Below are 12245 nucleotides of genomic sequence, written 5' to 3'. Positions count from 1 at the left end.
AAAGGATAAATAATTGACTAGTAATCAGAACATATCGAAGAGAAAAGGAGCGCTAACCTTTCTTGCTTTGATCAGTGCATTCCCTCCTCTCTCTACGGTACTCTACCTTCCTGCACTACCACAGATGGTAAAGGCGCTTGATACCACCCAGACTAGGGTAAACATGACGCTAAGCATATTTTTTTTGTTTTACTCAGTGGGGTTATTGTTCTGGGGACCACTTAGTGAAAAATTTGGCAGAAAGCCCATTCTACTATCGGGGTTGACGATATATGTATTAGCTAGCGTGTTTTGTGCATTCAGCCAGAATGTGGAACAGCTTATCGCTGGCCGTATCGTCCAGGCATTAGGAGGGAGTGCAGGAACAGTAGTGGCTACCGCCATAGTGAAGGATCTTTATAATGGTCGCGAACGGGAGAAGGTTATGGCCACCATCATGTCCATGGTGATTATTGCCCCTATGGTTGCACCGGTTCTTGGTGCACTCTTGTTGAAGTTCACTTCCTGGCGGACAATCTTTCTTCTGTTGGCTGCAATTGGGGCTACAGCGCTGTTGAGATCGATGACTTTTCGGGAAACCCTCTCCGGGAGATTTACAGGCTCGGTATTCGGCTCCTGGTGCAGACTTTTTGTGGTCTTAAAAAATCTAGGATTTTCATCCCTTTTGCTGATTTTCTCTCTAGCTCCGGTTGCTCTCATGGCATTTCTGGCCTCTGCTTCCTATATCTATATTGACGGGTTTGGTCTGACAGAAGGACAGTTTAGTCTTTTTTTTGCATTTAATGCCACATGTGCCATGGTTGGCCCCGCTATCTATATGCGGATGAGGCGACATGTCGAACCAAAACTGATTATTACCGGGTGCTTTGTTCTGATAGCTGTTTGCGGAATAGTTGTTTCCGTCTTTGGTCATATGTCTCCCTGGTTGCTTGCCTTGTCGGTCGGACCGGTTACAATGGCGGTAATCACGGTGCGAGTTCCAGGTACTCATTTGATGCTGGAACAACAGGAGGAAGATTCAGGATCCGCATCAGCGCTTATTAATTTTTTTGCAATGTTCATGGGAAGCATGGGAATGCAACTGGTCACGCTTTGGCCTGGTACCCTTGTAATGAATCTCGGTCATATTCAGATTGGTGTAGGTATGGCTTGTTGTATATTGTGGCTGCTGTGCCGCAACAGACCGTTTATTATCCAACCTCCATCCTGATAAAGTAAAGCTGTTATGGATGCCGTCTCTGAGAGCTACTTTTTTTGGCATATGAGTTGGCGGAGGATGATCCAGTTTTTCGGAGTATTTCAGGACTCGCAGATTTGTCGCCTTTTTTCGCGTTTTAGGGAATTACTTCCACTTAATAAGCCACTCCAGCGGGAGTTCTACCCAGAAATGTGTCGGGTCGAGCAGAGGAGTGTGAGGACTTTGCGGCAAAAGATAGGATTCATGCTCTATGAGCGGCCTGCCATTTCAAAAAAGCCGGAAGGAACTTGCCAAACTGGAACTGTATATGCTGCACGAGCAAGAAAGGTTGTCGTTTGAACGTGTATATCGTGCCCATCCTTTCTTCTATCGAAATGATCATTCACGACAAACCAAATACCTATTTATAAAAACACTGCCTGATTGAGAAGTGCTTGATATACGTAACAACCTGTTACTGTTCCTGCTCCGATTTCAGCTTCATGATCTTCTGCGTTTCTTGAAGATGCACCTGGATGGCCTGGAAGGCCTCCCATCCACTGCCGGCCTTCATCATGTCGAATATCTTTCTGTGCTCGAGGATGGTTGAGTTCATCCGGCCATGAGCCGTTAAAACCCTGAGGGTAATCCGTTCAAAACGAAAACGTATATCATTGTACATCAGGATCAGCCTTTCATTGCCGGCATAGTTAATGATTGCCCGATGAAAGCGGGCATCCTGTTCTACAAAGGCATTGGGGTCTTTACTTTTCGAACATTTCTCCATCTGCTCCAGGCTGTCCTCAAGTTCCAGGAGAACCTTTTTGACCTCGGCCAGTTCCCTATTCTGGGCCAGGTTGATAACACAAAAACCTTCAAGGGCCAGCCTGATCTGAAAAGTATCACGCACATCTTCGAGAGATAATTTTTTTACACGAAAACCCTTATAGGGCAGTACCTCGACAAAATACTCCTGCTGCAGTTGCAAAATGGCCTCCCGCACCGGGGTTCGGGAAACTTCAAGTCGATCTGCAACCCATTTCTCGGAGTATGTCGTATCTAAGGTCATCTCACTGTTTATGATGGCATTTTTCAGGTATAGATAGACCTGCTCCTTCAATGAAGGCACTTTGACTATTTTTGCTGCCATAATACGTCACTCACACACTTGCTGTATTTGAATCTGAAACCCCCGCACACAATTACTCCCTCGGGAAAACGTTTTATCTGTAGGCTCAAAAATTAAGATGATCAACTGCAATCCAGTCCTTTGCCTGAACTAAAACGTCTCGATCAGTATCAAGAGCAGCAGTAATATATAGAGGGTCTTTCCCAAATTGGTTTGTTGTAATCGAAAAAGGCCGTTTTTTACAGACTTTTATTCGATAGGCATCGATATCTATAAAGATAGCTTCTCTCCAGAACAGTTAGCTGAATGTTTATGCCTTGAGAGGTTTCTCTGCCATTACATAAAGGATATTACATAAAAAAATTCCCTCGTAAACAATCCTGATGCTATTGATGTCAAGTCAGAAAGAAAAATTTATTGATCTGCTGCGTGACGTGTAGTATGCTACATATCACATCTATTCGTCAAGGGTAAAAAGCCCTCTCGTATAGTGCGATACTGTATCAGTAAGTAGCCGTTCGTTAAATCTATCCATTAGGAGGAGAACCAATGTTGAAAAGAGCTGCAATGATTTTTACAGTTGTAGGTGTTACCGTTCTTTCCGTCGCCGTCGGCAATACGCTGGCGAAGACAACAACACTCAAAGTCGGACATGTGCTGGCCCCCACGCATCCATATCAGCTGGGGCTTGAAAAATTCAGTCAACTGGTGGATGAGAAAACCGGAGGTGCCGTTAAAGTTGATGTCTTCCACAGTTCACAGCTCGGCAACGAGCGGGAAATGATCGAAGGTCTCCAGCTTGGCACACTTGACATGACAGTTGTCTCAACCGCTCCTCTGTCCGGTTTTTCTAGTCAGTTTCTCGTTTTCGATCTGCCCTATATTTTTAAAACACCTAAGGGAGCCCATTCCACTGTAGATGGTCCTGTTGGTGAGGAGATACTGAAGACGCTGGAGAAAAAAGGAATTATCGGTCTCGCCTACTGGGAGAACGGTTTTCGTCATGTCTCAAACAGCCGGCAGGAACTCAAGCAACCCAGTGACGCTCAAGGGCTGAAAATTCGCACCATGGAAAACAAGATACACATGGCCTCTTTCAAGGTAATTGATGCCGATCCTACACCCATGGCGTTCGGTGAGCTTTTCACCGCCCTGCAGCAGAAAACAGTTGATGCACAGGAAAATCCAGTGCCGGTTTTCTACACCTCCAATTTTTTTGAAGTTCAGGAATACCTTTCCCTTACCGGCCATTTCTATGCAGCGTCGCCATTTCTTGTCAGCAAGGCAGTCTGGAAAAAACTCCCGGCTGAACATCAGCAGGCTATCAGGGAAGCAGCCGAGCAGGCGCGTGACTTTGAACGTGATTTGATCGCTAAAATGGATAAAGAACTGGTTGCTGATCTTGTCTCCAAGGGAGTAACGGTCTCTGAAGTCGACAAGAACGAGTGGGCAGAGGCTATGAGCCCTGTCTATAAGGAGTATGAAAAGAAAATCGGTAAAGAGACAATCGAAGAAGTACGGGAAAAATAAAATAGCAGAAGCAGACAGGCCGCAGAGGCGATGCGTCTCTGCGGCTTATATAGAAGGTCCACTGCAGCAGTAATCAGTCCCGCCTGTAGTTATTTGCGAGGCCATCAAGCCGGACCTTTTCATCTCAGGGTGGGTATGAACTAATATTCTCCCCCCGGTACTATTCAAGGTCAGACTCGGAAGGAGTTTGCGTTATGGATTTGAAGATCGCCAGGCTGTCGTTATGGCTGGACAGGTTTGAGAAAGGTGCGGTAACTGCGTTGTTGGGCACAATGATTGTCGTCGTTTTTCTCCAGGTTTTCTTTCGCTTCGTGATCAAGGGGTCCCTGCCCTGGTCTGAGGAACTTTCCCGCTATATCATGGTCTGGGCCGTCTTTTTCGGTGCCAGTATGGGGGCAAAAAGCGGAGCCCATATAGGAGTGGAGGTCTTCGTCAATTTATTCCCACCAAATGTGCGGCGTGTGATGACCATCGTCTCGGGCCTGCTTACGCAAATCTTCTGCGTCATGGTGTTGGTCCTGTCGCTCCAGGTCGTATTTAGCATCTATGAAATGGGGCAGGTCTCTCCCGCCATGGAGATCCCGATGTACATACCCTATCTTGCAGTACCTGTCGGCGCCGTCATGATGAGTATCCGCTTCATGCAAGCCACATACGCCAAATGGAAAAAAGAAGGTGAGGTGGATCTATGATGTATGTACTTTTCGGGGTTTTCATCCTCCTGGTTATCTGCAATGTTCCTATCGCAGCAAGTCTTTGTCTGGCCGCCATCGTCTCTATTGTGGTCAGTGATTCCGTGCCGCTCATCGTGGTTGGACAGAAGCTCTTCGCCTCAATAGACTCCTTCCCCCTGATGGCCATTCCCTTCTTTATGATAGCCGGCAATCTCATGGAAAAAGGGGGAATTTCCAAGAGATTGATTGCCTTTGCAAGCAGTATCGTCGGGGCGCTTTCAGGTGGGCTGGCACTGGTCACAGTACTGGCATCAATGTTTTTTGCCGCAATTTCAGGATCGTCTCCAGCCACAGTGGCGGCAATCGGTTCGATCATGATCCCAGCTATGGTGCGCCAGGGCTATTCCAAAGAATTCGCCACGGCAACCCAGGCCTCGGCCGGCTATATTGGCGTCATTATTCCACCGAGTATTCCCATGGTCACATTCGGCGTAGTCACCGGAACATCAATCGGCCAGCTCTTCATGGCGGGTTTCATTCCCGGGGCGCTTTTCGGAGGGGCATTGATGCTCGTTGCCTATATCACTGCCCGCCGAAACAATTATATGGGGGATCAACAGGCATCAACAAAACAAATATGCTACGCATTCAAGGAATCAATCCTTGCACTGCTTATGCCCATAATCATTTTGGGCGGCATTTACGGCGGTATTTTCACTCCCACCGAAGCTGCTAATGTGGCCGTCGTCTACGGGCTTTTTGTCGGTATCTTCATCTACAAGGAATTAAGCTGGGCTGATATTCCGGAGATATTAAAAAAATCCGCAGTCAGCTCTGCCCTGGTAATGCTGATCATTGCCACGGCCTCGGCATTTGGTCTGATTTTGACACGCGAGGCCATTCCCGCTCAGATAGCGGAGATTTTTCTCAGCATTACCAGCAATCCCATCATGCTGCTGCTTTTTATAAACATCATGTTGCTGATTATCGGTACCTTCATGGAGACCAATGCCGCCATTATCATCATGGCGCCGATTTTCTTCCCTGTCATTATGGAGATGGGCATTAATCCGGTTCATTTCGGTGTACTCATGGTAGCAAACCTTGCGATCGGTATGATTACTCCACCGCTCGGGGTCAACCTCTTTGTTGCCTGCGGTTTGACTAAACTGAAAATAGAGCAGGTCGTCAAGGCCAATTGGTATTACCTCTTCGCTTCGCTGGTGGTAATGGGGCTTATTACGTATTTTCCGGAAATTTCCATGTGGCTTCCGGGAGTATTGATGTGATCCCATAGCAAAGTCTTTTACTTGTACATCATAGCGAACGTTTCTGGCCGAAGAGTCAATTTCCCGGATGAATAAGCACTAACACTCTATCTGCACGGTTTGTGCTTTCCGGAAATCCGAATTGCCGCTGGAGGGGGAAAAAAGACGGTTCTTCCTCTCCATCGGGAAAGCTGTTTAGCACACCCATTGGATATTGGATCAGGTGAATTATGGTAACGCGTGAAATTCAACAACAGCTCTGTGAGATTTTCGGACCGGACAATGTCCTGACCTCGAAAATAAGCATGGAGGCATATGGTTATGATTCTTCCCCCTTCTATGGGACACCGGATGCGGTTGTCTTTGCCGAAACTGTTGCGGATGTTTCAAGATTGATGAATCTGGCCGACAGGGAAAAGCTGAATGTCATCGCCCGCGGGGCCGGCACCAATCTCAGCGGAGGGTGTGTTCCGACTGACGGAGGTATAGTTCTCGCGTTAAGCAGGTTTAACAAAATCCTTGAAATCGACCCCGTCAATGAGACGGCACTGGTCGAGCCAGGCGTAGCCAATATGGCCCTTCAGAAAGCTGCGGCCCCCCATGGCTTGATGTATGCCCCCGATCCGGCCAGCCTTAGGGTTGCCACCATCGGCGGTAATGTCGCTGAAGGCGCCGGCGGCATGCGCGGAGTAAAATACGGAGTCGCCCGGGACCATTTACTGGGCCTTGAAGTTGTTCTCGCAGATGGAGAAATAGTCCAGCTGGGAAGCGGTGGAAAATATTCACCGGGAGTTAACAGTACCGGGATCTTCTGCGGCTCGGAAGGCACCTTCGGCATTATCACTAAAATTCGGGTGAAGCTGGTCGGTCTCTCCCGCTATGTTCGGACGATGACAGCGGTTTTCGACAATCTGCAGAACGCCGGCAAGACGGTATCCAATATCATCAGCCGGGGCATTGTCCCGGTAACCCTGGAGATCATGGACCGCACCATGGTACGTGCGGTGGACGATTTTCTGCAGCTGGGACTGCCGCGCGACGCCGAGGCCCTTTTGCTGATCGAGATCGATGGCTGTGAGGAAGAGCTTGACCGTCAGGCCAACGAGATTGTCACCATCTCCCAAGAGAGTGGGGCGACGCAGGTTATTCTGGCGACATCGGAAGAGCAGCGCCAGGATCTCTGGAAGGCACGACGCTCCGGCAACGGCGCCTTGGGCAGGATAAAGCCGGCCTATATGGTTCAGGATGTAACGGTCCCGAGACACAAGGTTCCCTGGATGCTCACCTTCGTAGCAGATATCGCCAGAAAATACGATATAACCATCGCCCAGCTGGCCCACGCCGGCGACGGCAATCTTCATCCTCATCTGCTTTACGATCCTTTCAATAAAGAAGAGCACGCCCGCGTCGAAAAAGCCGCCCTGGATATTTTCAAGGCCGCACTGGATTGCGGCGGGACGCTCACCGGTGAACACGGCATTGGGATAGAAAAGAAACAGTACATGTCCATGGCCTTTTCCCCTGAAGATATGAACTTCATGAAGGATATCAAGAAGGCGCTTGATCCCAATCTCATTCTCAACAGTGGCAAGGTTCTGGACATACCGAGGTGTCAATATGGCAGCTAAGACAAACATCGGCACAAGTGAAATCGTCGACAACCTCAGCAGGATATGCGGGCTTTCGCACGTTTCCACTGAGGAAGAGATCTTTTTTGCCATGGGTTTCTGCCAATCAGCCAAACCCGAGGTAATCGTCTATCCGGGTTCACCTGAAGAAATTCAGGAAATCATCCGCTTTGCTGTTGACTCCGGCACGGCAGTGATCCCGGTTGGTGGAGGAACCCTGCTCGGCCAGGTACTGACGCCATCGCAACAGGGCATCGGCATCTGCCTAAGCAGGCTCAACCGCATTGAGGAATTTGAACCTGATAATCTTTCGATAATATGTGAAGCCGGAACCTTACATGAAGCCATCAACAGTCTTGTTTCATCCAGGAACCTGCAGCTGCCGGTTTTGCCCGATTTTGACAGAGCGACAATCGGTGGTGGTGTGGCCACCAATTTTTCTTCATGGAAACGCTACCGCTTCGGTGCTGTCGGCGATTATGTCCTCGGTCTCACCTTTATTTCTCCAACCGGAGAGGTGGTCCGCACCGGTGGCAAGACTGTCAAAAATGTCAGCGGCTACGATTTCACAAAACTTCTGGGAAGTTCATGGGGGACCATGGGCATCATCTCCTCCGTTACTCTGAAGCTGATGCCGCTTCCCGAACAGGAAATCGTGCTGGTCCGCCATTTTGACCGGGCAGAAGACGCACTCGCAGAAAGTGTTAAGATCATGTCAGTCAGGCCGGCCCTCTCCTCCTGTAATCTCTTTGTGCAGAAAAAGGATAAGGATGCAGAATCACGCACCACCTTGTCACTGTCCCTGGAAGGCAGCAGGGAATTTCTGGAGTCCCAGCTCAAGGTGCTGCAGTTGACACCGGAGTGGGACGTAGCCAATGATGCCGCCACCCTTGCAGCTGCCCGGGAATCGCACCTGATCTCGCGGAGGATAATGAAGGATGGCTTCTTTCATACCGCAATCATAGATAAACGGGAGCTCCAGCGCGCCATAAGTGCCATTCGGTTTCTTGAAAAACGACACTGTCTGTTCGACTTTGACATCAGCGCCGGAGTACTCGAGTTTTCAGCACCGGGATATCCGCGAAACCCTGCTGAGGAATTTGTCGAAGAGTGGCGCAACAGCACCAGGGATCTGCAGAGCCTGGTCCGGGACGCACTCCTGCCAGATGAACTCAACCCGCTCCTCGGCAGAATATTGCCCACCATTGACCCACAGCGGATAATGTTCAGGAACAATATTTTTTCAAGGAGATACAATCTTGGCTAGAGAATACGGTAAGACAGAACTGCTGGAAAAAATACTGCAGTGCAATCGCTGCGGAACCTGTCAGGATGTCTGCCCCACATACATGATTACCGGAAACGAGAACGATGTCGCCAGGAGCCGATTACGTCTGATCCGTTTGGTTGCGGAAGGGAAATATGCCTGGGGAGAAGAAGCCGAACTTTCCGCCAGTATCAGGAGCTGCCTGCTCTGCAAGGCCTGCGTGAGCAACTGTCCCTCCAATGTACCGACGGATGAGATCATGATGCATGCCCGCAACGAGATCAACAAGGCCTCCGGCATGCCGCTTTTCAATCGCCTTGCCTATCGCGGTGTCTTCTCCCACAGCGACCGCTTGAGTATTCTTGCCAAGCTCCTGCGCATGTACCAGCGCAGCTTTGCCAGCAGTCTGGTCAGGAAAAGCGGCTTTCTCAATCTCTTGAAAAACTATGGTAAGGCCGAAGAGTTGCTGCCGCCCATTCCGGCCAGGTCACTGAAGGCGAGACTGCCGGAATTGCTCCCCAATGGGCTTGATTCCAAACACCGTATCGTCTATTTCAGCGGATGTGCCATCAATGCCTTCTATGGTCGCTTTGGCATGGCCACCATCGAGGTGTTGCGCCACAACAGGTGTCATGTAGATGTTCCTTCTGTGGTCTGCTGCGGCGGCCCCCATCTGAGCGGCGGTGATTTTGCCGAAGCAAGACGCCTTGCCCGGATCAATATTGACACCATCCTGGCCCTGGAGCCGGATGCGATTGTCACGGACTGTGCAACCTGCAGCGGCATCATGAAAGAATACGACAAACTCTTTGAAGACGACCCTGCCTATCTCGAAAAATCAAAAATATTTGCGGAAAAGATCAAGGACATCAATGAGTTCCTGGGCAGCATCGATCTTCGACCGGCAGAGCACGGCGTGCGGGGAACTGCGACCATCCACAATCCCTGCCACTTGAGAGAACCGCATCTCGCCAAGCCTCCCCGCCAACTTCTCCGGCAGATACCCGAGCTGACTTTCGTCGCGATGGATGATGCCGACATGTGCTGCGGCGGTGCAGGATCGTATGGCGCATTGCATCCGGATACATCAAGAACAATTCTCGAAAAAAAGATGCACGGATTTGTCGCAAGCGAGGCTGATTATCTGGTGACTTCCTGCCCGGCCTGTGCCATGCAGCTCGAATTCGGCCTGCGCAGACATAACCTCAAAGGCACCGTTGTTCACCCGGTTGAGCTTCTGGCCAAGGCCTATAATTTTAAAAGATCCGCTGAGAAATGAGAAGGAGCTGCCCATGAAATATCCCGCATTTTCGTTGGTTAAACAACACTTCACCACTACCCCAATTGACGATGTGGCCGCGGCCGTCCGAACCGAGCTGCACAATCTTCGGCTCTCCGACAGAATATTTCCCGGACACACCGTTGCCATAACTGTCGGCAGCCGGGGGATCGCCAATATTAAAATCGTTCTGTCAACTCTGGTCGAAGAACTGAAAGGGATAGGCGCTAAGCCTTTTCTTGTGCCATCCATGGGATCCCATGGTGGAGCAACGGCCGATGGGCAGGTGAAACTGCTGGCGGGTTACGGCATCACCGAAGAAAATATAGGCGCACCGGTTATATCGGATATGGCTGTGATCGAGTTGGGCAGATCTGAGCTTGGTCTGCCGGTCTATCTCGATAAAATGGCATATTCGGCCGAGCATATCATCGTCATGAACAGAGTCAAACCGCATACCGATTTTGAAGCACCGGTGGAAAGCGGCATTATCAAGATGATGACCATTGGTCTCGGCAAGCAGAAGGGTGCTGAGCAGTATCATAATGCTGTCCTGGAACATGGTTACTACAAGATCCTGATGGCCCATGCCAGGATCATCATGAAAAAGGCACCTGTTACCATGGGTATCGGCCTGGTAGAAAACCAGCTTGATCAGACACAAATCATCAAAGCTGTATGGGCGGAAGATATTGAAGAGACGGAAGTCGCCCTCCAGCAAATATCCAAGACCCTGCTCCCCAGGATTCCCTTCAAGGAAATAGACCTTTTGATAGTAGACGAGATGGGCAAGGATATCAGCGGAACCTGCATGGACCAGAACGTCATTGCCCGCACGGTGATACGAGTGGGCACGGCACCCCGGGAGCCGAAGATCAGGAGAATATTCGTCAGAGATCTAACCGAGAAAAGCCAGGGTATGGCCACGGGAATCGGCAACGCCGATTTCACCACCACCAGGCTTGTCTCCAAAATAGATCGAAACGCCACGTATATCAACTGTCTCTCGGCCTGTGAGCCGGAAATGGCTGCAATCCCGCCTTACTACGATAGCGACAGGGAGATTCTTGACCAGGCCCTGAAGACCATTGGTTTGATTGAGCCGGAGGAGGCCAGGGTAGTCCATATACGCAACACCCTCGATTTGTCCTATATGTGGATTTCAGAAGCCCTGCTTGCTGAGGCAAGAACGGTTAAGGCGTTGGAAATACTAAGCGATACGCAACCGCTGCAGCTCTCCGGGGAAGGCAATATCATCGCAAAGTGGCCGGCATAATCGCGGCGCATTACTCTAACTATTAAATCGGCAGATAATTACAAGGAGGCTCATCATGCCTAGAAAAACTATTTTTGATCTGTACCAGATGAAAAAGGCGGGAGAAAAAATCGCCTGGTTGACCAGTTACGATTTTCCCACGGCGCAGTTCGCTCAGGAGGCCGGTATGGAAATGATCCTGGTCGGCGACAGCCTGGGAATGTGTGTCTATGGATACAACGGAACGGTGCCGGTGACCATGGATCAGTGTATCGCCCATTGTGATGCGGTACGGCGGGGAGCCCCGGACTGTTTTGTGGTCGGCGATATGCCTTTCGGCTCTTATCAGTCATCCGATGAACAGGCCGTCGACAATGCCGTACGTTTCCTCAAAGGAGCGGATGTCGATGCTGTCAAGCTGGAGGGCGGTGTTCGTATTGCCAGCCGCATCAGGGCTATCACCGATGCCGGCATCAATGTCATCGGCCATATTGGCCTGACTCCGCAAAGCTCCGGGCAACTCGGCGGTCACAAGGCCCAGGGGCGAACTGCTGAAACTGCAAAATTGGTGGTGGATGACGCCTTGGCTGTTCAGGCTGCGGGTGCAAAGATGATCCTGGTGGAGGCCGTTCCCCCGGAGGTTCAGAAATACATATGGGAGACCCTGGAGATTCCAGTCATGTCCATCGGTGCCGGTCCCCATTGTGACGGCCAACTGCTGATCGTCAGCGACCTGATCGGCCAGTTCCAGGCCTTCACACCAAAATTCGTCAAAAAATATTGCAACATAGCTGAAGTTATAACTAAGGCAATGAAAGAATATGTGGCGGAAGTAAAGGACTGTTCCTTCCCCGATGAAAACAAATACTGCTATAAAATGATCGAAGGAGAACAGGAGAAATTCCTTAAATCTGTGAAGAATCCCCGGAAGTGAGATTACCCTGACAACAAGCCAGGGACTTCAGTAAATAGTATTTTGTTACTGCATGTGGAATCTCGGTCATTCTTCAAGGCCAGGTTCCACATGCTGCATATTAA

At 49.9% G+C, this 12245-nt stretch carries 11 protein-coding genes; 10 read left to right on the top strand and 1 reads right to left on the bottom strand.

Annotated features, from left to right (window positions below; all coding sequences use genetic code 11):
- The first annotated feature begins 13 nt into the window (after positions 1-13).
- Entirely contained in the window at positions 14-1210 is a 1197-nt protein-coding gene (locus tag JWG88_RS09665; RefSeq protein ID WP_205233525.1) for a multidrug effflux MFS transporter, read from the top strand.
- 15 nt (positions 1211-1225) lie between these two features.
- Positions 1226-1537, top strand: a complete 312-nt coding sequence (locus JWG88_RS22325; protein ID WP_205233524.1) for a DUF1016 N-terminal domain-containing protein — start codon at positions 1226-1228, stop codon at positions 1535-1537.
- Between the two features lie 115 nt (positions 1538-1652).
- On the opposite strand, the gene JWG88_RS09655 is transcribed toward JWG88_RS22325, so the two are convergent.
- Positions 1653-2327, bottom strand: coding sequence for a GntR family transcriptional regulator (locus JWG88_RS09655; protein ID WP_205233523.1), 675 nt, complete (start codon positions 2325-2327; stop codon positions 1653-1655).
- 528 nt (positions 2328-2855) lie between these two features.
- Here JWG88_RS09655 and JWG88_RS09650 point away from each other — a divergent pair.
- From JWG88_RS09650 to panB, 8 genes are all read left to right on the top strand, one after another.
- Complete coding sequence (locus JWG88_RS09650; RefSeq protein ID WP_205233522.1) at positions 2856-3836, top strand: TRAP transporter substrate-binding protein; 981 nt, start codon at positions 2856-2858, stop codon at positions 3834-3836.
- Between the two features lie 194 nt (positions 3837-4030).
- A complete protein-coding gene (locus tag JWG88_RS09645; protein WP_205233521.1) occupies positions 4031-4528 on the top strand; it encodes a TRAP transporter small permease in 498 nt (165 codons plus the stop codon).
- A complete protein-coding gene (locus tag JWG88_RS09640) occupies positions 4525-5799 on the top strand; it encodes a TRAP transporter large permease (RefSeq protein WP_205233520.1) in 1275 nt (424 codons plus the stop codon). Before JWG88_RS09645 ends, JWG88_RS09640 begins: the two co-directional genes overlap by 4 nt.
- A 209-nt stretch (positions 5800-6008) precedes the next feature.
- A complete protein-coding gene (locus tag JWG88_RS09635) occupies positions 6009-7406 on the top strand; it encodes an FAD-binding oxidoreductase (protein ID WP_205233519.1) in 1398 nt (465 codons plus the stop codon).
- Complete coding sequence (locus JWG88_RS09630) at positions 7396-8673, top strand: FAD-binding oxidoreductase (protein ID WP_205233518.1); 1278 nt, start codon at positions 7396-7398, stop codon at positions 8671-8673. The genes JWG88_RS09635 and JWG88_RS09630 overlap by 11 nt, the downstream gene beginning before the upstream one ends.
- On the top strand, positions 8666-9952 hold the full coding sequence (locus JWG88_RS09625) for a (Fe-S)-binding protein (protein WP_205233517.1): 1287 nt from the start codon (positions 8666-8668) through the stop codon (positions 9950-9952). Before JWG88_RS09630 ends, JWG88_RS09625 begins: the two co-directional genes overlap by 8 nt.
- Before the next feature lie 13 nt (positions 9953-9965).
- Complete coding sequence (locus JWG88_RS09620) at positions 9966-11228, top strand: nickel pincer cofactor-dependent isomerase, group 22 (RefSeq protein ID WP_205233516.1); 1263 nt, start codon at positions 9966-9968, stop codon at positions 11226-11228.
- A gap of 55 nt (positions 11229-11283) precedes the next feature.
- A complete protein-coding gene (panB, locus tag JWG88_RS09615) occupies positions 11284-12141 on the top strand; it encodes a 3-methyl-2-oxobutanoate hydroxymethyltransferase (protein ID WP_205233515.1) in 858 nt (285 codons plus the stop codon).
- Positions 12142-12245 lie beyond the last annotated feature (104 nt).

This window comes from Desulfopila inferna (genome assembly GCF_016919005.1).
Taxonomy (GTDB): Bacteria; Desulfobacterota; Desulfobulbia; order Desulfobulbales; family Desulfocapsaceae; genus Desulfopila_A; species Desulfopila_A inferna.
Note: the sequence above shows the minus strand (reverse complement) of the source record. Positions and strands in the feature narration are given on the sequence as shown.

Coding starts and splice junctions, on each gene's coding strand:
- JWG88_RS22325 (WP_205233524.1), top strand. CDS start 1,226: ATGGATGCCGTCTCTGAGAGCTACTTTTTTTGGCATATGAGTTGGCGG.
- JWG88_RS09655 (WP_205233523.1), bottom strand. CDS start 2,327: ATGGCAGCAAAAATAGTCAAAGTGCCTTCATTGAAGGAGCAGGTCTAT.
- JWG88_RS09650 (WP_205233522.1), top strand. CDS start 2,856: ATGTTGAAAAGAGCTGCAATGATTTTTACAGTTGTAGGTGTTACCGTT.
- JWG88_RS09645 (WP_205233521.1), top strand. CDS start 4,031: ATGGATTTGAAGATCGCCAGGCTGTCGTTATGGCTGGACAGGTTTGAG.
- JWG88_RS09640 (WP_205233520.1), top strand. CDS start 4,525: ATGATGTATGTACTTTTCGGGGTTTTCATCCTCCTGGTTATCTGCAAT.
- JWG88_RS09635 (WP_205233519.1), top strand. CDS start 6,009: ATGGTAACGCGTGAAATTCAACAACAGCTCTGTGAGATTTTCGGACCG.
- JWG88_RS09630 (WP_205233518.1), top strand. CDS start 7,396: ATGGCAGCTAAGACAAACATCGGCACAAGTGAAATCGTCGACAACCTC.
- JWG88_RS09620 (WP_205233516.1), top strand. CDS start 9,966: ATGAAATATCCCGCATTTTCGTTGGTTAAACAACACTTCACCACTACC.
- panB (WP_205233515.1), top strand. CDS start 11,284: ATGCCTAGAAAAACTATTTTTGATCTGTACCAGATGAAAAAGGCGGGA.